Genomic DNA, 25260 nt, shown 5'->3' on the forward strand with positions numbered 1-25260 from the left:
CCCGCAGATCTTGAGTCTGCTAGTACCACAAGAGGCGATACATCTCGCAATAGCGACAGTTGTTATAGTATCAGGTTTTTGTGCTGATTGCAACCTTTTTCAGGAAAACGATGGCGCCCAAGATAATTGAAAACTCATTGCCCCGCCGGTTTTTGGGCGGGGCTTTTTCTTTTCCAAGCGCTTCATCTGCTCGCATTACGGTACGAGCGCGGCTTCCTTCCATCCGGTCGTTCCCGTGCCGGTTCGCTTCCAATACAGCTTCCCGGTAGCCGAATCGGTACATTGCGACCCGACCGGCGCGGCGTACACGCTTTCCGGATTGACGCTGGAGCGGAACCGGTAGTGGCCGCTCGATGCCGGAACAGTCGTCAAATCGAGATCGTTCGTGTTGCTGAACAGATAGACATTGGTCAAGAACAGGTTGGTCGTCGCTTTGCCGTTCGGATCGGTCAATGTCCGAATACCGTAGTTTCCGCCGTAGATGCTCCCTCTTTCAATGACGATATTGTTGCCCGCCGAAACCGTGATGCCATCCGAATTTTCAGCCAGGTGAGGCGCTGAAACACGAATGCTCGTCAGCGTCGAAGAAGCGGACGGATTCGAATATTGCTCCGCCAGGGCAATGCCCGTCACGTTACCCTTGCAGGAAGGTCCGGTAATCGCGATATTCCGGCCGGTCGCTACACGAATCCCATTGCCGTTGCTCTTCGCGCGAACACCTTCGATGACGATATTCTCGGGAAACACGTTCGAAACGGCGGATACCACAGCAATCCCGTCGGTAAAGTTGTTCAAGTATTGGCCGCCGACCACTTGCACGGCAGACGTCGGCGATGTCTCGTCCGCTTCGATCAGCAAGCCGGCTCCTTGATTGTCGTGGCTTCGGCAGTCGGAAACGATGATATTCTTGCTGCAACTGATCCGAATGCCCGGGACGTCTCCCCCGCCCGTGCAATCTCTCGCCTCGCATCCGATCACGCGCAGCTCCTGCGTGCCGGCGTCGATGTTGAAGCCGGCGCGCGTCGTCCCGGATACGAGACAGTTCGCCAGGACGCCGCTCGTTCCGCCGTTTGTCCGGATTCCGCTGCATGATACACTGCCAAGCGCGACGGGATCGGCGAAGACGCGCAGGTTGTCGGCGTTCAGGAACTCGACACCCGTACATTCGATGATACCGGCACCGGTCGGGCCGTTCCCGCTCATCGCTTCCACGATAAAGTCCCGCAGCACCACGCGCGTGACATCCGAGCTTCCGGCTCCCGCCACGATGGCGCTGACGTCCGCTTCCAGCGACAATACCGTGCCGGCCCTTCCTTCCAGCTCCACATTGCTGCCATCAATTTCAATCGTGCGATTGATCAAGTATCGACCGGGCGGGACGACGACTCTCCTCGTCTTCGCGGCTGGTTTCGTAGCCCAATTGATCGCCCCTTGAATGCCGATCCAGTCCATCTCGTCGGAAGCGTCGGCCGAATGCGGGAATACCGGATTCAGCGTTCCGCCGACCGGATGGCTGGTACCGTCGCCGATGGAACCGAACCATCTGACATCGATCTCCTCCTCGTAAATGCGCTTGAATCGGGCACCGAGCCCGCTCGCCACAACAACCGTTCCCAGATTGTCCGCCGACGTCGTATCGTTCGGATCGTAGTAGAAGACGCCCTCCTTGCCGGCATCATGAACATAGTACAGGCATTCCGGCTGCGGGTCGGTCATCGCCCGCAAATCCGCGATCGATACGGTAGCACAGCAATCTTCATCGTCGGCATGCGCAATGTTCCGCAAGCCGCCTGCTGCAAGCAAGACGCCCGCCGCGCCGATCGAGGCGAGCAGCTTTCTTCTGCTGACGCCAGCACTCGCATTCCGTGGCGAAGCTGCAAGTTCCACGTTTTTATCCATCGTTTTCCTCCTCCTTCTTACGTTTATTGTCTAAATGACCGCAACTTCGCGCCAGCCCGTGTTATTGGTAGCTGTTGTTTTTACATACGTTTTGCCGGTCGTTGTGTTGGTGAACACCGATCCGTAAGGGGCCGACAATGTCGGGGTGCCGGGCAATTGCAGCGAATAATAGCCGCTTGCAGCGACTGCCGCGCCGATGTAGAATGAGTTCTCGGCCGTTCTGGCATTGCCGTAGATGTGCACATCCTGGACAATGATGTTATCCTGAGGGTAACCCGTCACGGCAAGCGACTGAATGGAAGCGGACTGCTGGAGGACGGGAGCGGCGAAGTCAGAGTGAATCGTCCCCCCCTGAATGGTCAGGTGCTTCACGCCCCTTATCGCAATTCCGCCGTTGCTTGTAACCCTTTGATTGTTATTGTAAATTGAGCTGTTCGCAATCAGGATGTGCTGCAGCGCATACGCATTCATCGTGACGTTCGTCGTTCCGTTCATATAAATGCCGGTGTTCCCATTCTCGTAGGCGGTAAAGGCGGAAATGAGCACGTTCGAAACCCCGATCGTCATCTGCAAACCTTCGCCGTAATTGTTGTTCGCCGTACAACCGACCATTTTGACATGACGATTCCACGCACCGGTTTGATAGGGGACGCCTTGGCTGGAGAAATCGAACCCGTTCCATTCGTTGTCTCGCGACTGGCAGCCGGTAAAGAGCAGGTTCAGATTTGGCGGATCTTCCGCAGGGAAATCTTGCACCTGAAAAAGGAACCCCGTCCCTTGGCAGCCGTATGCCTGGCAGTTGGCGGCGACAAGATTTTTGGAGCCCGTCAGCACGAAGCCGGCTTGTTGCCCCAGCGGACCGCGCACGTTGCGCACGATGCAGCCTTCAACGCGGATATTCTCGCTGAAGGCGGCGACGTAGATGGCAGGTTTGCTCGAGCCGTCTACGGTGCAATTGCGAATGATGCTCGATTTGCTCGAGCTGTAGACGATGCCATTCACGTTCCTGTTCGTTATTGTCAGCCTGGACGTATCCATCCGCACGTGGCAGTTCTCGATCAGGCTGTTCTCCACGTAATTCAGCGAGATCGGCCCGCCACTGTCGGGTCCGTATCCTTCCAGCAGCTCGAAGCGCAAATCGCGAATGACGAGATTTTTGGTGGTCGGCGCTGCCGCTGGCGTCAAGATCGTATGCAAGGTATACGTCGAGCCGCTCCCCTCCGCCAGCGGCTTCGGAATCAGCACACTTTCCATCGTCCCGCGCAAGACGAGGTTGTCCACAGTCGGTTTGATATTCGTATTGACGCAGTACCGGCCCTTGGGGATGAAAATTTCCCGGGATCGCGCATTCGCCCCGTCTCGGACGCATTCGATCGCGGCTTGAATGGCAATTCCGTCAATGAGATAAGCATAATAATTCGTGACGAACGAGTAAACTGCCTTAACTTCGGTCAAGTTCGCATAGTTCAAATCAAACAGCGAACGGCTGATGCCATCTCCGACTGCTCCAAACCAGCGCACGTCGATATACTCGTCGTAGATCCGCTTGAACCTGGCGCCGCTCGCTGTTGACACGAGAATCGTCCCCAGATTATCGGCAGAAGTTGTATCCGCCTCATCGTACAGGAATATCCCTTCTTTGCCCCGATCGATCACATAATAGACCATGTTGACGACCGGCGTCGTAGCGGCCCGCAGATCGGCGACCGTCACCGATTGCCAGCAGCACGTCTCCGGATCGTCGGCGCGAACCGTCTGCGCGCCGGCAAGCGCAGCCCCCGTCGCCGCAGCGATGCCGGCCAAGCCGACAAGCGCCTGGCGCCGATCGAGCAATTGCTCCTTCAGTGGTTTATCCAACACGATTTCCTCCCCCTCCAATTAGATTAAGCTTGCCGCTTTCCAGCCGGTTGTTCCGGTGCCGGACTGCTTGATGTACAAACCTCCCGTACTCGTGTTCAGGTCCGAATAGCTGAATATCGATCCGGCCGGCGCCGCTACCTGGCTCTCCGGGCTTACAGTCGGAGCCGGTGACGATATCGGATATAATTTGCGCAGCCTGAAATAGCCGCTGGCCGCCGGTGAAGAATTAAAGTCGTAATCGTTCGCAAGCCCCTGCACGTCGATTCCTTCGAGCACAAGCTGCGCGATGGGCTTCGAGTTGGCGTCCGCAACGAATTGGATGCCATACTCCTGCGTCTGGGTCGACTGATCGTCATATACGCTGCCGCCCTTCACCGATACGCGTTCCGCTGCCGCGATGCGAATGCCCGCAGCGGTGGATGATTGTCCGTTGTCGTACGAGGCGGGGGTTTGGATATCGACCCGGCTTACGTTGTAAGGCGACGTCGCGGTGTATTTAGGCGCGATATCGATGCCGGAGCCGCCGTTATGGTGTGACGTATGGTCTGCTATCGCGATGTTGACGCCCGCTTCGATACGGATGCCGTCACCCGTGTTCTCGTGTGCTGAAGTCGTGGAGATTCGGACATGCTGCGGGTTATAGCCGTCGGCCAAGCTGGTAAGCAGGAAGCCTTGCGCGCCGTTGGAGAAAACGAACGTTTCGGAAATTTCCACATGCTGTGGCTCCGCGTCCTCATCTGCTACAAGCAACACGCCCGCTCCCTGGTTAAGATGAAGCTGGCAGCTGTCGACGATCACTTGCTCGCATGCGGCCAGCTCGATACCTGGCACATCGCCTGCCGGTCCGCTCGACAGCTTGACTTCGCACTGGGACAGGGTCACGCCGCTCGCCCCATCCTTCACCGCGATGCCGGCTAGCGTCGTCCCTTCCACCCAGACGTTGCGAACGACGCCGCTCACCTCGCTGCCAAGCGAGATGCCGTTGCATTCCCGGCTGTTCAGCGCCAGCTCCTCGTTGTCCGCCGTGATACGTATGTTGTCAAGCAACACATCTTGCGCGCAGCGCAGCGAAATAATGCCGCGGTCGGCCGGCCCATGGCCGGTATTCGCCACGAGAGTCAGGTCGCGAAGCACAAGATTGCGAGTAGGCGTTGTGCCAGCGCCAGACTGCCCGTCGACGAAAATTGCCGAGTAGTCCGAATTCAGCGACAAGACGGCGCCAGCCGATCCGCGGAGCGTCTGATTATCCGCTTCCGGCCGAATCTGCCGATTGATGATGTACGTGCCGTACGGGATAAAAACTTCCTTCCCCTTGTCGGTCGCCAGGGAGGCGTATTCGACCGCACCCTGGATGCCGATCCAGTCCATCGTGTCAGTTAGCGCAATCGCATGCGGAAATATGGCCTGGGCATCGAGCAATGTCGCATAGTGAGCGGACAGCAATTGGCCGCTGCCGTCTCCGACAGCGCCGAACCATTTCGGATTCACATATTCGCCGTGCACCCGCTTAAAGCGATAACTGCCCGCCACGATGACGGTGCCGAGATTGTCCGGCGATGCCAAATCGGTCGGGTCGTAAAGAAACACGCCTTCTTTCCCGTAATCCCGCACATAGTACATATGGTCCGCCAGGGCGGTCGTGGAAGCGCGCAGCTCCGCAATCGAGACGGCTAGACACCCTACCAGCGGCGCATCGGCGAATGCGTTGCTGCCTCCGATTAACGATCCGACGCCCGCCATTGCCAGCACCGAAGCCCCTAATCCCGCCAATACTTGCCTTCGGTGAACCGGAGGCTCTGCAGCATGCTGCCGTTCGGCGTCTTGTTTTCCCATTATCGTCACTCCTTCGATATGGATCTTATCTATGTCAAGTCCTTGCCTGCTCCCTCATGAAGGAGAAGCAGGCAGACGGAACGTCGGCAACAGGCGAATGTCCGGCGAAAACGCGGCTTCATAGCGGAAAGCTTGCCCGGGAGTATGCCTCATCCTTCCGGGCCTCAATACAATGTGCTATAAATATACATCGGCACCGGTTCTGCGGCTTTCGTTGGCAGCCTCCATAAACCGGGTCAACTCAATGGTAACGGCAGGATCAATCGGCGAAATGCCGGTTTGAAACATCTCCATTACCTTTTTCAGCAAGGGCACATATAGCGGTCTGCCGCCTTTAAACACATTGGTTACGAAGGCAGTGCTTTTTTCACGATGGATCATTGCTCCGTATTCGTAGACTCCCGTACGATTCCCCCGCACGGTTCCGATGCGGCCATCCTCCCAGACACCGACAACCTGATCGCTCCTTTCATCGCCAACGGAACGCACCTTTTTACAACCGGTGGACATGGCAGTGTAAAGCATTTCTACGCCATGAATGCCGTACCAAAACCAACCGGGGTTGGTAGGCTCAGTTGGCATGGGAGAGAAGACGTCCGCGCCTATAACCGCGCCCGCTTCGCGATCAACAAGACATTGCGTTACTTCCTCCGCATACCGGAGAGAGGAAGAACCCATCAAGACAACATTGTATTTGGCTGCCTGCTCGAATATGGCTTCGGCTTCTTGTCTGCTCAATGCGAAAGGTTTGTCGATGAATACCGGTTTTCCGTACGGCGCAATTCTGCTGAACTGCTCCGGGTGTTTTCGGCCATCCACGGAAGTTAGGAGAATGGCATCCGAACGCTCTGCGACCTCTTCGGGCGAATCAAGCATCGCGATGCCGTACTGTTCGTTCAGTTCCTTCCGGTATCCATCAACACAGGAGTAACTGGCGTATAAATCGGGCGATCCTCCGGGATAAGCGGCCATGACGCGACCGCCCGGTACATAATGCTCGTAGGACGAGTCATTCAAAATTTTCGCAAATGCAGTACAATGCGAGGTATCCAATCCGATCATGCCAAGTTTTAGTTCTTGATTCAATTTCGCTAGCCTCCTGAAATGATTCTGTCGCCCTTCCGTCGACCATAATCTCTGCTAAGGCTGGTAGCCGGCGGCCTTATAGATCATTTCCGTCAGAAGAACGACTTTTTGCGCGAACAAACCCGGCACCTCGACTTCATGCCGCCCGTATATGGCGTCGATAAAGCTCTTGTCCGGATTGGAGGTGTGGGGGGGCAATTCCGGGACTACCGTTTCTTGCCGAAACGGCAGGATACGAATGTCCCCATTCGTTACGTGGATCGCTCCCTTCTCCCCGCAATAGATATAGTGCTCGTGTTGGAACGGCGAAGACCCGACCATGTTTACCCCCGCAATGGCCCCTTCCTCGAAGGAGATAGCCGTAAATGAATCGATTTCAACCGGTGTGCCCTGTCTATGCATCTGTACGCTCACTTCCTTCGGCGTTAATCCGGTCGTCCAGAGCAATACGTCAAGAATATGGCTGCCGGAATCCATCAGCATGCCGCCGCCCGACATCGACGGGTCTAGTCTCCAAGTTCCCTCGAACGCCTGCTTCCACCCCTGATGAAGCGATGCCGTAACCGACGTCAACTTTCCAATACGTCCCTCGTCAATCGTTTGTTTGACATACCGATATACCGGCCAAAAGTGGCGTTGGTAAGAAACTTGCAGCACTTTCTCCTTCGCTTCCGCCAAAGCAACCAATTCCGTTGTTTCCTGCGAAGTACAAGCGAGCGGCTTTTCGATCAACACGTGAATGTCCCTTTGCAATGCATCCTTGGCTTGCCGATAATGCATCGTATGCGGCGAACAAATCACCACCGCATCCAACTCGACGTTATCGAGCAGGTGCAGGTAGTCCGCAAACTGCAATATGCCCGGAACGCCGACCTGACTGATAAAGGACTCGCGGCTGCTTTCGCTGATGTCGGCGATCGCCGCAATATTCACTTCCGGCAGCTCCTTCAACTGCTTTCCGTGCAGGATTGAAATCCCCCCGGTACCTATGAAGCCAACTTGCAACTGTTTATGATTCATCCTTCATTCTCCTGTCTTTTGACAATCGTTTCGTCGAGACGGCGGCGAAACCGGCTCCGTTGAGAATAAATCCTGTCGACCCGATATTAGGCATCATCAATTCCCTCCTTGTTATGGTAGTCCTATCATAATAACAACCGTAGGAAACGGAAATATTCCGTTTCAAAGCAAGTATGCCGTAATGCCGATTTCGGCAACAACCTCGGGCAAATCACTGCGCGAGTGACAGGCTGATATGTTCGATTTGCCCGGCGGGAGTTTTTTTTGGTACACTAGGGCGGAAAACTGCAACGCCAAAACGAGGAGTGCCGACTATGGACGCGATTGCCGCTTTGCGCAGCATCATGCTGCAAAGCAGCGGTATCAGCAACAAAGTGAGATGCGTGCCCGGCTGGCGATGGAATCCGTCCGTCCCATTGCCGGATTACGATCTGTGGTATGTATGCGAGGGTTCGGGAGAAATCCGGCTGTCGGGAACTACTTACGCGCTGAAGCCAGGTACATGCATGCTCGTGCGCCCCGGATCGCTCCCGCTGGCAACCCAAGATGATAAGCATCCGCTGATGGTCTTATTCGTCCATTTTGTTGTCCAGGAAAGCTCCGGCGAAACGTTCGTCTCTCCGCAGGAGTGCACCTATATCTCCGACGTGTTTGTGTTTGAAGGTTTGCTGAACCGTCTGCTGGAAGTGGACCACGGCACGAGGCTGTGGAAGGCGGACGAATTCGACTATTTGATGAAGCTGGTTTTGATTGATCTTCATCATGCGGCTTGCGAACGCCAAACGAGCCTGCCGACCATGAGCCCGAAGCAGAGCGATGCGATGCGCAGCGTCGTCGACTACATTCAAAGGGAAAGTCCGCGTATCGGCTACGCGGACGTATACAGGCATGCGGGGCTGTCTCCCCGTTATTTGAACAGCTTGTTCAAGCAGTTTACCGGCCAATCGCTCAGGCGTTATATGAACAACGCCAAAATGCAAAAAGCGCAGCACCTGTTGGCCGAATCGATGCTAAGCGTCACCGAAATCGCCGAGCTGTTGAATTATACCGACCTGTATTCGTTCAGCAAAACGTTCAAGAGGCATTTCGGCGTGTCGCCGACCTCCTATACGCACGGCAGCACGAAAATTACTCCGAACGGCCTGCGGTTTCCCGGCCGGGAAGACAACGGCAAAGCCCGGTAGCTGCATTCCCCGCACCGGCTTTTCTTTCCTTCACCCGCCTTCGCCGCGGCGGCATCAACACTCCGCGTCCATCATCTCGCCGGTAAACATCCGCTTGAACTCCTCCCGGCTCATCAGATTCACCGATGCGGGCGCGTAGCGGAATTGCAGCGCCCGTCGTTTGAACGGCGAGAAATTGGCCGGCGTCCCATGCTGCAGCAAACCGGAGAAAATGAGAGCGCCGCCCGGTTTTAAGCATACCGCTACGTCCTTTTCCACATCCACATGGGTATCGCACATTTGCCAGTCGCGGATCATGAAATGGGGAACGCCGCCTAGCAAATGGGAGCGCGGGATGATGTGCATGCCTCCGTTTTCCAGGTTCGCCTCGTCGAGCGCCAGCCAGACGGTCACGATCTGTTTCTTGAAAAACAGTCCCCCGTACGCCATATCTTGATGCCAAGGCTTTTCGCCTCCGCCGAAGGGCGGCTTGAGCAGCCCCTGCTCCCCGACCAATACCGCCCGCTCGCCGAGCAGCCGTTCCACCCGCCCGACCAGTGCCGGGTGATGGGCCAATGCGGCCAGCCGGGGGGCGTATGCGACATAGTTATATATCTTCCGGACGGCGAGCTCCCGTTCCTCGGATGTCCATCGCTCATCGACCGGCTTGAAAAATTGAATTTTTGGACCGGGCAGCCGCTCGTGAATAATATCGCCGATTTCCATCAGCGCCCCTTCCACCTCCTCCCGGCCGATCAGGTTGTCGACCACCAGGTAGCCCTGCTCCTTGTAAAAGCGGATGTGCTCCTCCGCCATAGGGTCCCCGCCGTCGAAACGGGTGTCGGCGAGCCGGTCATACCGATAATAGCGCTGTGCGATATACCGGGCCTGCTCCTCCGGCACGCCTTTGACCAGTGCGCTGCCTACATTGTCCTCGTACGAGTAATCACCGGTTATAGCTTTTGCCATGCGAACGCATCTCCTTTTTTCTTTCTATCTTAGTCCCGATGCGTTCGCCGGCAAATGGACGGACCGTACGCTCATTTGGAACGAGTTGCAGAAAACAGCAAATACCCGACTTTATTTTGATGAGAATCAAAATTTAGTCGGGTATAATACTCCACTGTATATCATACAACGATGGTTTTATTATGTGCCCTTTCGTGCTGACATTCTCAGCAGAACGGTTACACTCTCCGCTCTTGTTGTACCGGCACCCGGGTCGAATGCGTTTGAGCCCTTGCCTTCGATAAGGCCAGACTCTTTAGCCGCTGCCACTGCGCCTTTTGCCCATGCCGGAATGTCCTTGTCATCCGCGAAGCCGGTTGCGGCATTCGATTCGACAGACAGCCCTTTTGCATTTGCAAGCATTGCCGCCATTTCGGCACGTGTTATCGCTTCATCCGGACGGAAACTGCCATCCTCATAGCCGTTAATAATTCCTGCTTGTACCGCTTGCGCAACCGCTTTCTGTGCCCAATATCCGATCCTCGCTGTATCCGTGAACGTCAGCGCCGCTCCTTCTCCTTGCGGTTTTAGCGTATTCATCAGCATCACAGCAAATTCGGCGCGAGTCACGGTATGATTCGGCTTGAATGTGCCGTCCGGGTAGCCGGCGACAATTCCGCCGCTTAAGGCTTGCATGATGCTGGCCTCCGCCCAATGTCCGGCAATATCGTGAAATGCAATCGCCGGTTTCGGATCTGTCGAAGGAGCCTTTGTCGGTATATCCGACACTTGGTCTGCAGCGAATACAGCAAATTTCGTAAAATGATCCACCTCTACTGTGATGCGGTCGCCGCCGATCTTGCCGTCAGCGACTTCCACCCACGATTTCTTCGTTTCGTCATAGTAGAAGACGGCTGCCTTTTGGTTGCTCTTCAAGATAGTCGGATCGAAGGATAAGGTCAACGTGATCGGTTTACTGAAGTTTTCCGTGAAGTTTTTCAGAATCTCATAGATTGGGCTGAGTAAAATGTCTTTATTCGTTAGCAGATTTTCAACTTGCAACACTTTTTCAATCGTCAGTTTCAGCTCTTGATCGGAAGCGTCTGCCGGAATAGAGATCTTGACCGCATTCGCCAGACTAACTTCGCCTGCTCTACCCGCAGGAAGTGTCAATTTGCCATCCGCTGAGGTCGATTCATTGTCGCTTGGAAGCTTTGGCGCTGCAGAGCCGCCACTGCTGCTTTCAGCGCCAGCGCCGTCATTGGATGCGCGGTTCACTGCAACTATATATGTCTTCGTTGTACCATCCTGTGCTGTCACGACCAAGTTGATCATGTTGTTGCCTTCGTTCAGCGGAAGCGACGGGGACACAGCACCGTTTGTCAATGCAATTGGACCGCTTGTCACCATCCCCGCATTGCTGTACACCGTGGCCGTAACCGTGGCATAAACGGCATCGTTCACCGTCGCCGTTACCGTGATTCCGCTCATGCTGTTCGCCACGTTCGCCGTATAGCTTGTCGTGGCTGCCGCAAATGCCGGATTCAGTGTACTGCCAGGCAGCGTCAAACCGCTTAAATCCGCGTTGCTGCTTTTCCACTTCACATACAGCGTAACGTTGGAGGTTCCCATTGTGAAGGCCGCTCCCGCCGCATAGCTCGTTCCGCTTCCATCCGCTTGCGTGTTCCAGCCTGCAAACGTGTAACCCATTTTGACCAGATTTCCCGTGTTGCCGTACACCGACACCGTAACTCCTTGCGCATAAGAGCCGCTATCCGTTGGCGCACTTCCTCCCGTGCTGCCGTTGCCGCTATACATCACGTTGTAGTTCGGTGGCGTCGTGTCGCTAACCGTGATCGTCAGCGTCTGATCCGCTCCTGCGCTGAACGCGAACGTCAGGATCGTTGTGCCTACGGATTGGTTAGCCAAATAACTCTTTTTAATCGTCACCGTACTGCCCGTTACTGTATAGTCGGTGCCGAACACAAGCGCCGTTGCGTCGTTGCTAATGCTAACCAACGTGTTGCCATTGAGCGACAGGTTCGTCGTCATATCCGAATTCCCGGCCGACCATGCATACTTGTCGAAGTCGCCTTCTGTTGCGCCGATCGTGCTGTTCAGCGCCGGTTTGATATCCGCTATATCGACTGTCAAGGTTTTTGCGCTTGAGGCATATGTCGCTACCCGGACAGTGATTGTATTCCCGGCATTCGCAGCAATATGATCCACAGAAGTGCCCGTGATCGCCGTATAATGATTGCCGTCAAGTGAATACTCCATACCCGCCGCAACACTGACCAGCTTCGTTGTTCCGATATCCGTTCCTTGTGTCAAGGCAGTAAGCGCCCATAATTGCGGATATTGACCCGGAAGCATATACCAGTCCGAATGGAAATCCCAGCCGCTGAATGTGGCCGGATTTTGCATTTCCGCAGTGGATTTGCCTTCCCCTTTTCCTGTATCGGTTCGGGTACTTGTCGTCTTATCATAATAGCTGCTAATAATGGTTCTGCCATTATATCCTATTAAACCACCAAGGTTGCCCGATCCGCTCACAACTCCTGCAGCATAGCTGTTGGTGATGGCGGCATCAAAATCAGCATTGTAATTCTGACCCGCCAAACCGCCTATATAACTGGTCCCGCTCACGCTTGCCAAGGAGTAGCACTTGCTGATGGTTCCAAATGAGTGGGTTCCTACCAGGCCGCCTACCGTGGAAGTTCCGCTTACACTTCCTGTTGTGTAGCTGTTGCTGATGGTCCCGCTATTCATTCCCGCCAAGCCGCCTACATTTTGGTTTCCTTGCACGGCTACATTTTTTAAAACCATATTGGTGATTACGCTTGAATAAGCCGTCTTCCCGAAAAGCCCTACATTCGTGGCAGTTGGCCTGTTAATGGTTACATTCGTGATGGCAAATCCATTGCCGTTTATGGTCCCATTAAAAAGCGAACTGTCCTCGCCGATTGGCAGCCAGCCGGCTCCGCTGCTATAGCTGCTCAAATCAATGTCTGCCGTAAGCTTGAAATAAATGCCGGCGCCAAAATAATTCCTGACCTGATCCAACTGATCGGCGGTTGCAACCTGATAGGGATCTCTGACCGTACCCATGCCCCCTGCGAAATTTGCATTGGCCGCGCCGCCGCCGGGCGAAATGTCCGTCAGACTGACCGTCAATGTTACAGCCGGGGATGCAGGTTGTTCTGCGGTTTCTTTCACTCGGATCAATAAGGCATTTCCGGCATTCATAACCAAATTATCGACAGAGGTACCGGCAATCGCCATGTAGATCCCGCCTTGTACCTTATACTCCATCGCGCTCGTCACATGGATGATCTTCGTTGTCCCCGCGGTTGTTCCGGCAGCCAATGCCGCTGCGGGTGCTGCCGGCGGCTGGATGTCTGCTAAACCGACATCCAAAATCTTTTTGCTTGTTGGAGTTGCCGCTACCCGGACAGTGATTGTATCCCCGGCATTCACAGCAATGTTGTCCACAGAAGTGCCCGTGATCGCCGTATAATGATTGCCGTCAAGTGAATACTCCATACCCGCCGCTACATTCATTAGCTTCGTTGTTCCGAATCCCGTCCCTTGTGCCAAAGCAGTAAGCGCCCATAATTGAGGATATTGATCCGGAAGCATATACCAATCCGAGTTGAAATTCCAACCGCTGAATGTGGCGAGGTCTTTCATCTCTGCAGTTGATTTGCCCTCCCCTTTGCCTGTGTCCACTCGGGTCGTTGTATTCTTGTCGTAATAACTCGTGCTGATCATTCCATTGTTGTACCCAACCACGCCGCCAAGATTGAAACTTGTTCCGCTCACCATTCCTGCGGCATAGCTGTTGCTGATTGTGTTAGTAAAGGTGGCGTTATAATTTTGACCCACCAAGCCGCCTACAGTGCTTGTCCCGCTCACGTTTGCCAAGGAGTAGCTGCCGCTGATGGTTCCATAAGCGTGGTGTCCTACCAAGCCGCCTACCGAGGTTGTACCGCTTACACTTCCTGTAGTGTAGCTGCTGCTGATGGTTCCGCTATTCTTTCCTGCCAAGCCGCCTACATTATCCTTCCCGAGCACGGCCATATTTTTCACCATCATATTGGTTATTACACTTGAATTAGCCGTTTTCCCGAAAAGTCCTACGTTGACAGATGTGGGTCTATTGATGGTTAGATTGGCAATTGTAAATCCGTTCCCGTTGATGTTTCCTTGAAATAAACCGCTATCATCACCGATCGGCAGCCAGCCGGCTCCGCTGCTGAAGCTGCTCAAATCAATATTTGCCGTCAACTTGAAATAAGTGCCCGCAGCATAATTATTCCTAACTTCACTCAACTGATCGGCAGTTGAAATCTGATAAGGATCATCGGCCGTACCCGTTCCTCCGGCGAACTTTGTTGCAGCGCTTGCTTTTCCTCCAAGTACAATAAGTCCCGCCAATCCTCCCACGACCATCAACATCACAAGGATCCCGGGAATTCCTTTTTTATATAGGATGCTCATTTCACGTCCTCCTGGATTCCCTCGTCTTGTTACGGATGCGATCACTCCACATGCAAGAATAATTCTAAAACAACGAGACTCCCTTTCCCATGAACAAATTATCGATTTTTGTTCCTTCATGTCGACATAGTTGGTCTTTCATGATCGAATTTGTTCCGATTCTACGATTTTTGGACCAGAAATTTAGCCAGTCTCTCCAACTGTTGGATACTTTTTTCGGGCATGGTGCCGTCTTGATAGATGCCAACATTTAAGGTGACCGCACCGCCTTTTTCCTTGCACCTGCCCACGTAGGCAAACAATTCCTCATCCGTATAAATGGGATCGGGAATCACTCCCGCTTCCTTCACATGTCCCCAGATGCAATCGATATAAGTGAGTACATGCCATTGGCTATAACCAACGCAAGCTTCTGCAGGATAGTAGGAAAGATCCGTTGCCTCACCTGCTACATAATCCTGTTCTCTGCAGATCGGCAGAAAGCTGCCGACGCCATTATTATAGGCGATCAAGGTTTGCTCGTTCCCTTTCCTGCAAGCCCGGGCCCAGGCCGGAAAATCAAAGCGGGCGTTGCTCCATTCCTGCGTCAATGACCAGGGATGCTGATCGTAACAGCCATCGAACCACCAGCCTTTGATCAGACGGCCGAATTTAACCGACCACGCTTCGATAAATGGTAGATAACGCGCTTGAAACACCGTTTTATCAACCGGATCGAGATCCCAGCCAAATGCATCACGCAGCTCACGATCCGGACAGCTATCCACCTCGGATGATAAATAAGCGATAAAACCGATCCCCTTCTGCTCCAGGTTTCTGGCAATTTCCAGAGCCAAATCAAACCCGGAGCACCTTCCCGGAAGAATCTGTTCGAGATAGGAATTGGGTGAACAGTATAAGCCCGTGCTTTGCCCGAATGGAAAGATGACATAGTCTGCACCGGCAGCTTGCACCTGCTGACAGAATGCTTCTATTTTAAATTGGTTGACCATTTCATTGTAATCTGCAATTGCCTCCTCCTCCTCTTTAGGCTTGGTGATGGATAACCAGTGAACCATGATGCCGAATTTCGCATCCCGCAACCATTTTGTTTTCTGCATAGCCTGTTCAACGATTTCTCTGTTCACAGATCCCTCATTCCTTTCGTTCAGAATATAGCCGGAGGCGGGGGGTCACCCGCACTTCCTCTATGCTTGGCCGTTTCTTCCGTCTGTTCGCTTGTTCCATATTCCTTTCTGATCTTCTTGACGACAACGGGCAAGGTGTGGAAATAACTGATGAGTGTCCCTTCGCAGCCGCGGTCCGGCAGATCCGCTGCATGCAATTGCATGTACAGTTCAATCTTTTCGCTGGCCCTGTCACAAGCCTTTCTCACAACGCTTTGATCCTCTTCGTTTAGCGAGTAAGGCGATTTGCCGGAACAAATCACAGCTAGCGGCACCAACGATTCAATCGCCTCCAAATGATGGACGGTACACATGATTCGATTGAGAAGAAACTTGATCAGACTCGTTCCGGAGGACGAACTCCTCCCTTCGAGACAAGCAGATAGCTGCTTGTGAATGCGATGATATTCCAGCTTAATCTCAATCACCTTATTCAGGCTCCACCAATGAATACTGCCCAAACCTGCGGAGAACCAGCAGGCAACAAAACAAAAGCCCACATTAGGCAGCTCTTTCCGTACGCGATGGTCTACGTCGTCAAGGTCTTTTATGGCACGAATGAACGATTCGGCAGCTTCCATTCCCATGGATTGCGTAAAGGCTGCATAGAAGCGATCGGGTGTCAGCGTATGGTCGTTACAGAGTGCTGCGGCATAGTTGATCGCTATTCGATTCTCGGCGGTTCTCCAATGATTGAAGACAACCCCTGCCACACGCCCCTTGGAACCGCTGAGCTGAATCAGTTCAATTAACCGATAAATGCCGGTTAACGGATTCTGCTGCAGATACATATTGCCATCGAATTCACACCAGCTATAGATCATCATTCTTTGTAAATGCTCAGGCTCCAGCGCCATTTGTTCAAGAGATTCAACAACCTCTCGCGCCCCATGCGCAGGTAAAAAGGCAAAGCTGATTTCGGGTGGAGCCAGCCTTGTCAAGAGCTTGTGGGCAACCCGGAGGGCGGCATGTTCTGTAGCATATACACCAAGCGCAATCAGCGGCAGACGCTCCAGCCCGGCGTTCAACAATTTCTCCGTGATTTTTAAAGCAAGCGAGATTTGGCTCATAATACCAGGTGTTTGCACATAAGCATCCTTCAGGTCAGAGGCAAGCTCCAACTCGTCAACCAAATAGCTGCCAAATAGCTGGTTGGCCAGCTCCCGCACCTTGGCAACGGAAGCGGCATATTCCAGGTATTCATTCCCGCCGCACTCCGATGTGATGATTTCGAACACGTCAATCAGCGGGTATTGCGCAAGCGCCGCCAGACACTTGGCATAACAATCTGCAAACAGCAGATCCCCCGGCTTCTCCCGCCTCAGCTCTATGGAGAATTGAACTTGCATGCCCGTCTTCTTGGCTTCCTCCATCACCTGCTGCAGCCAGTGAATGGCCGCTTGGCTTAAAGCTGCGCCTGTATGTTCGTCGCTTCGCCCGATAAACAAGGATTCCAATTCCGGTATACAATACATGCTTTCATTCCGAATCGAATTCCGGATCGGATGCGCCGCTGGAATAGCATGCTCCTGGCCATAAAAGAATTGACCGGCTTTCACGTCATCTCCCCTGTCCACAAATTCATACCATTGCCCGGGATAGCTGTGAAAGGTAATATGGTTATATTTCAAACGAGCCAATTGGCGAATGTACCGTTTCGCTTCTGCCAATGGATACGAGGAAATATCCATCGGGAAATTAATATGCTGCCGAATGCCTCTTCTTTGTACGGACGGATTCACGAGGATGGAGAACCCCAGCAGGTTGTTCAATGAGAAATGCGCGGAGATCATCGTATCCGAGATATCATAGCAAATGCCGGCCTGTTCAAACATCGTATACACGGCATGCAATACACAGGCTCCGTCTGCCCCCGTAAGCTGAACCCGAAAGGTGCGATCGTTCTCCAACTGTGTAGTTACAGCAAAGCTAAAGGGCTCCATATAAGCGTCAATCTTCAGCTCAAAAACCCATTCATCCGACTCCACATCACTTAATAACGCTTCCTGCTCCAAACGATCCCATGTTTCGATTAATTCCTGTTCTGCATAACGCAGAACGATGGATGCAGCAGCGAACTCATTCCGAACCCGAACCATAATGATGCCTCCAACTGTTAAAATGAGAAGGCCGGGATCGACCCGGCCTTTCGGAGTAAACCAGCTTGCAGGGCTGAAGCTTCCTACGGTTTAAAGGAGGCTTTCGTTCTGGTGAATACGTCCGTCCAATATGCGTTTGATTGATCCAGCCCCATCTTGACCATTTCAGCAATAACACTCTTCATCTGCGTCGTAAACTCCGCATCCGTCTTGGCCATGATCACCTTCGGCACATTGGTGCTGATGAATGTCATTAAATTATCATCGATTCGTTTTATATCATCCGGCACAGTGCCTGTCGCCACTTGGAAATCAGTATTGATTTCCAGAAATTTGAGCTTCTTCTCTGCTACCAGCTTGTCATAATACTGGCCTGGATAGACCACATTGTAATGGCTGCTGAAGTCCTTATCCAGCGGATTGCTTCGTTTAACGAAGACCTCCGGAGCCAATGCCAAATCCATTCTCTGCCCGTCGGCATGCACCTTGGCTGCATTGAATCCTGCCATTTTCTGATACTTGGTGATTCCGGACAAGTTGACGAATGCATTGTTGGCTGTATCATAGTTTGCTACGATATCCGGTTTCAGTTTGGATACGCCGCCTTCTTTCATCCAATGCTCGCCTTCGATCCCGCTCCAGAGAATCCTCGAACCCTCTTCGGAAAAAGCGAAATCCAGCAATTCCATCGCTCTTTGCGGATTTTTGTTGTTTTTCGTTATCACCAGCAGATAATCCTGATTGCCGTTATTGGAATATCCCCCATGGAATACATACGGGTACATTCCAGGCACCGGCATAAATCCGGCTGTATCCTTGCCTTGTTTGGCCAGTTCGGCATTCAGCTGTGTAGTCCATGCTGCATAGGTGGACAGAATTTGGCCGTTATTCCCTTTGGCCTGCATATTGTCAAATTTCTGCACGAATGATTCCGGATCGAGCAGTCCCATTTGATTGGCTTTGTTGTAAAACTTAATCCCCGCCCACCAACTGCTGCTTTCATCCATCAAAAAGTTTTTGGCGGCAAAATCGCTGTTGTATTCCATCGTGCCCATTTGTTCAACGCCGCTCCCATACGTTTGATACAGCTTATAGGGCCATGTTCCCCAATCATTCCACAAGGAAAATGCATACACTTTTTTGCCATCTGCCGTCTTGGGATGTTTATCTTGCATTTGTTTCATTACATTGAGAAAGTCATCCGGATTGTTCATCGCCGGATACCCGAGCTCCTTATAATAGTCCCATCTGATATTGGGGCCAACATCATACATATACTGCATGGCAACAGGGCCGCCGCCTGCCGATAACGCATACAGATTTCCTTTATTCTCGCTTAAATATTGTTTGGAAAACTTAATGCGATCCGCCTGTTTCTTGATATTCGGCGCGTTCGCGACGAGATCGTCCAGCGGGATGATCTTGTTGCCGTCTACCAGCACCTTCAACCATTTGCGCTGGGCCAGCACAATCTCCGGCAAATCCCCGCTTGCCGCCAGCACCTTAAACTGATCTTCATTCATCGATTTAAAATCCAATTGAATGCCCAGGCGTCTCTCGATTTCCTTGGCTACCGGATCGGACTGGACGCCTTCATACAAGCTGCCTTGTTGCAAGGAAATCGTCATCCGGATTACGGGCTTGGGCGTTGGAGTCGAGGCTTGAGTTGCAGCCGGAGTGCTTGCCGGGCTACTGCTCGCTTGCTCCTTGCTTGTTTCCTTCTTGGAGCTGCATGCCGATAACACCGTACTGATGCTGAGCGTTAGAACCGCGACCACAACCATCGTCTTTTTCAATTTCACGCTTACTTCGCTCCTTTTTATGAATAAATTTCGACTTATAGCAACCGATTGCCCCGTTAAAGAGGAATCGAGTTTACCCTTTGACAGCGCCCAGCATGATCCCTTTGACAAAGTAACCTTGCAGGATGGGATAGACGAATATGATGGGCAATGTGACAATGATCGTCATGGTCATTCGAATGGACTGGGGGCTAATTGCCGAAACCGGCCGCGAAATCGATGTTTGCGTTTGTGCCTCCCGCATTTTTCTCGCCAGCATTTCCGATTGATTCAAAACGTCATAGAGTACCATTTGCAAGGTTCTTAATTTCTGCCCGGACACCAGAAAATAATTGTCCACCCAAGTGTTCCATTGATTTACCGCGCTGAACACAGCAATCGTCGCAAGAATCGGCAGCGATAATGGAAGGATGATTTTGAAGACAATCGTATAATATCCCGCTCCATCGACCGTTGCACATTCCTCCAACGCAGGCGGAATTTGCTCGAAGAAGGTTTTCAAGAGGATCACATAGAATCCAACAATGGCGGTAGGCAGAATGTATAACATAAAATTATTGCCCAGCCCCAAGCCTTTCATCGTTAAATACCAAGGGATAAGCCCTGCGTTAAAATACATCGTCATAATGACGAACCGATAAGCCCACTTGCGCAGCGGCAGCTCATTTTTGGTCAAGGTAAAAGCAAATAAAGAGCAGCTTAGAACGGTAACGAACGTGCCGATGATTGTTCGGGAAACGGAAATGAAAATGGCTTGCCCAATCATTTGTTGATTTAATATTTGCGTGTAATTGGATAAGGTCACCTCCTTGGGCAGAAGAATCAGCCCCTGGGAAGCCTGGATGGGGTCGCTGATGGAATAAATAAAGATATAGAAAAAGGGATACATGCACACGATCATTAACAGGGTCAAGAGGACTGCATTAATCATGTTGAATGTATGCCCGGCAAATGAATGTTTTTTCATTTGAACTCCTTTCTGCATGCCGCATCATCACTTCACTAAACGATGGCTTCTCCGCGCACTTTTTTGGCAATCTGATTGATCGTGAACAGCAACGCCAAACTAACGATCGTTTTGAATACGCCTATCGTGGTTGCATAAGCATAGTCTCCTTGCAGAATGCCGACTCTGTAAATGTAGTAGTCCAACACATTGAGCTTGTCGGCGACCAACGGATTGTAGAAAACAAAAAATTGTTCGAAGCCGTTGGATAACAGGTTGCTGACGGAAAGCAGCAGCAGCACAATAAAGGTAGGCATAATGCCCGGAACGGTAATATGCCAGATCGTCTGCAGCCGGTTGGCTCCGTCCACCCTGGCCGCATCGAATTGTTCGAGGTCAATTCCGCTGATGGCCGCCAAGTAAATGATGGCGTTGAAGCCAATCGTTTTCCATAAATGAAAGGCGGTTTGAATATACCAGGCTCCCGCATTATTCCCCAATACATTTAACGGGGCATCGCTTATATTCAGCATGCCGAGAATCCGATTGACCAACCCGTCTATAGAAAACATGGAGAAAGCCAACGAGAAAACGATAATCCAGCTGATAAAATAAGGTAATGTCGTTGTCGTTTGCACCAGCTTCTTGAATCGATGATTTTTCAACTCTGACAGCATAATCGCCAGCATGACTGGAAGCGGTGCGGTCAAGAGCGCCAGAAAGCTTAGGACGAACGTATTCTTCAGCACTTTATATAAATCACTGCCGGGACCTAGCGCCAGCTCGAAAAACTTGAGACCCACATAGGGCGTATTTCCAAGTGGAATTCCCGGCTTATAATCAAAAAAAACATAAACCCAACCGAATAAAGGAATATAATAAAAGATAAAAGTGATGATCATGAAGGGGGCCGCCATGGAGACCAGCATCGTTCGATTTCTGCTCCAGCCCGCTTTTTTACTAAACATGTATGGCAATCCTCCTCAGGGCTTGCTTTAGCAAATCGGCTTCACAAGCATAATCTGCGTTTTCTCCTACATGACAGATTGTAATCAGAAACGGCCCCCGTTCCCAGAAACAAAACAACGAAATTTGTTGTTTTGAAACGGGAATGAAAGAGCCGTTTATTCGATCCTTTTGTATCGTGATGGCCTATTTATTGTGCAGTTACGAATTTTGTACGGATGAGGGATGGCCCAGCGAGTCAGATGGCCATATTTCTAATAGATCCGCCCCCAGAGGCGGCAGGAAACGAGTCCATTTCAATTTCCCATCGATCATAGCAACATTGGGTTGCGGAACAAAGTACCACAGATCGGGATCAAGCCCCAATACCGCCACGTCTATTTCACCCTTAATATCCCGAAACGCCGTAGTTAAATTAAATAAATTAATAACCAAAGCATTCTCATGCGGCAACACGTGAAAATGAGCTTCCTCGGGACAGGTTGCCGATCCGTAAAATTCACCTTGTGTATAAAACTTTTTGAGCCGCTTGTATTGCTTCATCCACATCTTTTGCGATTCCGCGATAACCGGATGACGGTGAGTGCCCCCTATTCCCAGATGTCTGCAGGTTGAAGCATACCACCAAAAAACAATGCCGTGTTCATTATCTTGTTTGAGATCAATGTGCAAATAAAGCGGAACATTACAAGCCAAATTATAATAAAACAAGGCTAATGATCGACCTTCGAGCAGATCCTCCAGCGGATTCCACATTAACTCATAGCCCCAACGCATATCGTAGCTGTGTTCCATTCCATATTGATAATAAACCGGGGTATACCGGGTTCGACTTCCTCCACTGATCATATCATGCATTTCAATCCATACTTCCGGATACTTCATCTTCACTCGCCGGGTCAGTTCCATACAGGCTTCCATATGATCATTTTTTTCATAGGGCACCGGATGTCCATGGGTTTCATTCCAGCACCCTCCGTTCCAGTTATTCCCGTCAAACATAATAAAGCCGGCTCCCTTGGCGCAATGGTCAAGCAACCGGCCGGCCGCCTCGTCCAGATACGATGTTGAGCCGAGACACAAGGAGCCTTCGAGGATCGCCCCCGTCCGATCTTTCCGATAGGCCTCTTTCGACCAACTGGAAACAAAGCCGGCCTGGCTGGTCCAGGGAGCTACCGGAGCGTGCAGGGAAACTTGCAAACCGTATTTATCCTTCATTTCATCCATAAAGGCTTGCTCTGATCCTAACCACGCTTCTCCCCAAAGAAAGGAGCCAAATTCCGTGTCCCAGCCTGGATCCAGGTATAGCGCTTCTGCCCCGTATTGCGCTGCCTTAATAGCCTCCTGTTCAATCCAAGCTTTGGTATAGGTGAAGGAACGTGTCGTTTTGGATTGAAAGTCTCGCGTCGGACAATTCATGTTCCATTCCGGATTGTCATACAATTCGTTCCAATGAATCGGAGGATTGAAGGATGCGGGAAATCTGCAGCCCTGATGATCCAGGAAAGCACGGAATGCATAAGCGGTTTCATAATACTTCCCGGCCACCTGCTCGAATCTTGTCAAACCGAGTTGAACCGTTTCTCCCTTGCCAATCCGTTTCAGAATAGCAGGTTCGCCGTCCACCATGGCTGCACCTCCAAACCGGAGCGCTGCCCGATCCGGATAAGCTTCCACCGCGATAACGCTATACATCATATGTACACTCGAAAAATGAAAGATGCCCAGGGTAAATAGCTCGTACTCCCAAGCCCAACCCTCCGAAGCACGATGCAGCGCCGGAAAATACATACAGCCGAGGTTCTCGGCAGTGCGAACCTCTTCTCCCGGCCTCGCCAACAAATCCATGAAGGTGTAAGAGCGATCCATTCCCTTTAAATCATCCGCGGCATGTTTAAAGGGCAGGGCGGTCAGCCTTTGATTTCTCAATTCCGGCAGGATGACTGCATCCGGTTTTCCGTGCCATCCCGGATCTTGTGTAAAGGTTTTTTGCAGCCCCATTTCGATGTGCTTGAGTGAAATGGTTTCCTCCGTAGTGTTGACGAGTTGTATACTTTCTTCCATAACAGGTTGATTACAGGACATTGTAAAATGATGAATGATTTCCAGTCCCGCCGCTTTCCCACGAATCTCGATGGTCTGTTCATTCAGCAAGCGGCAAACCAGATGCTCCAATTGATCAATCACTCTATAGCCGTGCAGGGATGGAATCGTAAACCGATATAGATACCCATCATCCGCCATCCGGGTTCCCGTTGATCGTTCCGTCCACGAAACTTTTAATTGATTGGATACGACATTTACTTTTAATTCCCATGCCGCGTTGACGAGCCGACAACCCTCATGTTGATTTATTTCCATGGCCTATTCCCCCCTTCATACCTCTTTAGCCCATGATTTCTTAAATTCGCTGGGCCTTACCCCCACTACCTTCTTAAACAAGCGACTGAAATAGCTTTGATCGGTAAATCCGGCCTCTTCCATGATATCGTATAGCTTTTTATCCGATTTCAAGAGAAGCTCCTTTGCTTTTTCAATGCGAATCTGCTGCAAATAATCACTAAAGCTGATTCCGGCTTCCTTCTTGAATAGCATGCTTAAATGATTGTAAGACAGATTCACTTTTTCCGCCGCTTGATGCAAATCCACGCTTTCCTTGTAATGTTCTTCCATCCACTCCATAACCCGCGATACTTCCTTGCTCATCTGGTTTCGCGACCTCAATCGGTGGATTTCCTCTACAAAAGCTTCAAAGAATGCAAACAACTCCTCCAACGTTTCACTCTTGGCCATGAGCTCTGTATAGGTATACACCAGCTCTGACACAGCATCGCCTGTTAACCGCAGCGAATATGTTATCCTGTGCAGGCCCTGCATGAACAACCAGATGACTTGCTGCCTCTCCTCTGAACGGAACCCGCCTATCTGCCGTAGCTTGTCATACAAGATCTTTCGACGGGAATCACTTGTAAGCCAATCTTGATCGCCTCCGTTCAGCAAATAAGATGACAAGTGAGAATCTTTGGAATCACTCGTTTTATATTCATTTAATGTGCCTAAACCTCGAAAAAACTTTTGCTCCAAAGCGGTTGAGCATTCCGTGTAAACGGATTTCAGCCTTTCAAAGCCAATATGCAAGGAACTGATGCCGAACGTGACTGTCATGTTAAAATAGGTTTTCATGACCTTTTTAATATGCTCCAACAGTGGAAACAACTCCTCCACCTTCGCACAGTTTGCTAGGATAAAATAACGGGAATCACTGTCATGGATGGATTCCCCGCGACGGAAGCCTGACATGATTTCCTCCAACACATTTAATAGCGACATTTTGATAATCTGGCCCTTAAGATCTTTGAATTTTTCCTGAAGCAGCTCGAAGTGATCAATCTCCATCATCACTCCCGCTATACCTTTCGATGGTTGTAATCTAAGCTGCAGTTCCTCCGCTTTACCGGTAAATTCCTCGACGAAATATCGCCTGCGAAATAAATAATCTTTGATCAGGATTTCCTTTTGCACATCCCGATCCCATTCCATTTGAGCATCCGTTTGAATGGTTCTGCCTTCTTTTTCAAGCTCTTTCACAAGTCTGTTCAGCACGCTATCAATTTCATCGGGAGTCATCGTTAGCTTCAAGATATAATCCGATACGCCATATTTCAACGCCGTACGAACCATGTCAAAATCGTCCAAACAAGTTAAAACGACAATTTTGGACTGTTGCTCGTCGGATTCGCGAATTTTGACGATGAAATCCAAACCATCCATGACCGGCATACGAAGGTCCGTAATGACGATATCAGGTTTGACTTGTTGGTATGCGGTCCAGCCATCTGCACCATTGGATACATCGGATACGACCTTCATATTCAGCTTGGCCCAATTCACCGTGCTTTTCAGCATCATTCTAAACATCATTTCATCTTCGGCAATTAGTACATGATACAAAATGACCCCCTCCAACCG

General features: G+C 51.4%; 15 protein-coding genes. 1 reads left to right on the forward strand and 14 read right to left on the reverse strand.

From position 1 onward, the window contains the following. Positions 1-195: 195 nt before the first annotated feature. The 5 genes from EXY20_RS05085 to EXY20_RS05105 form a co-directional block, all read right to left on the reverse strand. Positions 196-1899: a right-handed parallel beta-helix repeat-containing protein gene (locus EXY20_RS05085; RefSeq protein WP_135548309.1), complete on the reverse strand. Its 1704-nt coding sequence runs from the start codon at positions 1897-1899 to the stop codon at positions 196-198. 30 nt (positions 1900-1929) lie between these two features. After that, positions 1930-3759, reverse strand: a complete 1830-nt coding sequence (locus tag EXY20_RS05090; protein ID WP_135548311.1) for a right-handed parallel beta-helix repeat-containing protein — start codon at positions 3757-3759, stop codon at positions 1930-1932. 18 nt (positions 3760-3777) lie between these two features. Beyond that, positions 3778-5592 carry a right-handed parallel beta-helix repeat-containing protein gene (locus EXY20_RS05095; protein WP_135548313.1) on the reverse strand — a complete coding sequence of 605 codons (1815 nt, stop codon included), beginning with the start codon at positions 5590-5592 and terminating at the stop codon, positions 3778-3780. A gap of 177 nt (positions 5593-5769) precedes the next feature. Continuing rightward, positions 5770-6678, reverse strand: a complete 909-nt coding sequence (locus EXY20_RS05100) for a Gfo/Idh/MocA family protein (protein ID WP_235885358.1) — start codon at positions 6676-6678, stop codon at positions 5770-5772. 54 nt (positions 6679-6732) lie between these two features. Beyond that, positions 6733-7698 (reverse strand): Gfo/Idh/MocA family protein, encoded by a 966-nt coding sequence (locus EXY20_RS05105; RefSeq protein ID WP_135548315.1) that lies wholly within the window; start codon positions 7696-7698, stop codon positions 6733-6735. Positions 7699-8012: 314 nt separating this feature from the next. Between EXY20_RS05105 and EXY20_RS05110 the strand changes: the two genes are divergently transcribed. Continuing rightward, complete coding sequence (locus EXY20_RS05110; protein ID WP_135548317.1) at positions 8013-8882, forward strand: AraC family transcriptional regulator; 870 nt, start codon at positions 8013-8015, stop codon at positions 8880-8882. 54 nt (positions 8883-8936) lie between these two features. Here the strand turns inward: EXY20_RS05110 and EXY20_RS05115 are convergent, their stop codons facing one another. The 9 genes from EXY20_RS05115 to EXY20_RS05155 all read right to left on the reverse strand — a co-directional run bounded on the left by EXY20_RS05115 (position 8937) and on the right by EXY20_RS05155 (position 25242). Then, positions 8937-9830 carry a phytanoyl-CoA dioxygenase family protein gene (locus tag EXY20_RS05115; protein WP_135548319.1) on the reverse strand — a complete coding sequence of 298 codons (894 nt, stop codon included), beginning with the start codon at positions 9828-9830 and terminating at the stop codon, positions 8937-8939. A 180-nt stretch (positions 9831-10010) separates the two neighbouring features. Next, positions 10011-14312 carry an S-layer homology domain-containing protein gene (locus tag EXY20_RS05120; RefSeq protein ID WP_167858998.1) on the reverse strand — a complete coding sequence of 1434 codons (4302 nt, stop codon included), beginning with the start codon at positions 14310-14312 and terminating at the stop codon, positions 10011-10013. A 161-nt stretch (positions 14313-14473) separates the two neighbouring features. Continuing rightward, on the reverse strand, positions 14474-15439 hold the full coding sequence (locus EXY20_RS05125; RefSeq protein WP_135548323.1) for an alpha-L-fucosidase: 966 nt from the start codon (positions 15437-15439) through the stop codon (positions 14474-14476). Positions 15440-15459: 20 nt separating this feature from the next. After that, positions 15460-17577 carry a hypothetical protein gene (locus EXY20_RS05130; RefSeq protein ID WP_135548325.1) on the reverse strand — a complete coding sequence of 706 codons (2118 nt, stop codon included), beginning with the start codon at positions 17575-17577 and terminating at the stop codon, positions 15460-15462. Between the two features lie 83 nt (positions 17578-17660). Beyond that, entirely contained in the window at positions 17661-19379 is a 1719-nt protein-coding gene (locus EXY20_RS05135) for a type 2 periplasmic-binding domain-containing protein (RefSeq protein WP_135548328.1), read from the reverse strand. Between the two features lie 73 nt (positions 19380-19452). Further along, positions 19453-20346 (reverse strand): carbohydrate ABC transporter permease, encoded by an 894-nt coding sequence (locus EXY20_RS05140; RefSeq protein ID WP_235885359.1) that lies wholly within the window; start codon positions 20344-20346, stop codon positions 19453-19455. A 35-nt stretch (positions 20347-20381) separates the two neighbouring features. Further along, complete coding sequence (locus EXY20_RS05145) at positions 20382-21293, reverse strand: ABC transporter permease subunit (RefSeq protein ID WP_135548332.1); 912 nt, start codon at positions 21291-21293, stop codon at positions 20382-20384. A 199-nt stretch (positions 21294-21492) separates the two neighbouring features. After that, a complete protein-coding gene (locus tag EXY20_RS05150) occupies positions 21493-23652 on the reverse strand; it encodes a hypothetical protein (RefSeq protein WP_135548334.1) in 2160 nt (719 codons plus the stop codon). Positions 23653-23667: 15 nt separating this feature from the next. Further along, positions 23668-25242 (reverse strand): helix-turn-helix domain-containing protein, encoded by a 1575-nt coding sequence (locus EXY20_RS05155; protein ID WP_135548336.1) that lies wholly within the window; start codon positions 25240-25242, stop codon positions 23668-23670. Positions 25243-25260 lie beyond the last annotated feature (18 nt).

The sequence above is a fragment of the Paenibacillus cymbidii genome, from assembly GCF_004764705.1.
Lineage (GTDB): Bacteria > Bacillota > Bacilli > Paenibacillales > NBRC-103111 > Paenibacillus_AN > Paenibacillus_AN cymbidii.

What these genes read in the sequence shown, in the direction of transcription:
- EXY20_RS05085 (WP_135548309.1), bottom strand. Translation starts at nt 1,899, where the DNA reads ATGGATAAAAACGTGGAACTTGCAGCTTCGCCACGGAATGCGAGTGCT.
- EXY20_RS05095 (WP_135548313.1), bottom strand. Translation starts at nt 5,592, where the DNA reads ATGGGAAAACAAGACGCCGAACGGCAGCATGCTGCAGAGCCTCCGGTT.
- EXY20_RS05105 (WP_135548315.1), bottom strand. Translation starts at nt 7,698, where the DNA reads ATGAATCATAAACAGTTGCAAGTTGGCTTCATAGGTACCGGGGGGATT.
- EXY20_RS05110 (WP_135548317.1), top strand. Translation starts at nt 8,013, where the DNA reads ATGGACGCGATTGCCGCTTTGCGCAGCATCATGCTGCAAAGCAGCGGT.
- EXY20_RS05115 (WP_135548319.1), bottom strand. Translation starts at nt 9,830, where the DNA reads ATGGCAAAAGCTATAACCGGTGATTACTCGTACGAGGACAATGTAGGC.
- EXY20_RS05120 (WP_167858998.1), bottom strand. Translation starts at nt 14,312, where the DNA reads ATGAGCATCCTATATAAAAAAGGAATTCCCGGGATCCTTGTGATGTTG.
- EXY20_RS05130 (WP_135548325.1), bottom strand. Translation starts at nt 17,577, where the DNA reads ATGGTTCGGGTTCGGAATGAGTTCGCTGCTGCATCCATCGTTCTGCGT.
- EXY20_RS05140 (WP_235885359.1), bottom strand. Translation starts at nt 20,346, where the DNA reads ATGAAAAAACATTCATTTGCCGGGCATACATTCAACATGATTAATGCA.
- EXY20_RS05145 (WP_135548332.1), bottom strand. Translation starts at nt 21,293, where the DNA reads ATGTTTAGTAAAAAAGCGGGCTGGAGCAGAAATCGAACGATGCTGGTC.
- EXY20_RS05150 (WP_135548334.1), bottom strand. Translation starts at nt 23,652, where the DNA reads ATGGAAATAAATCAACATGAGGGTTGTCGGCTCGTCAACGCGGCATGG.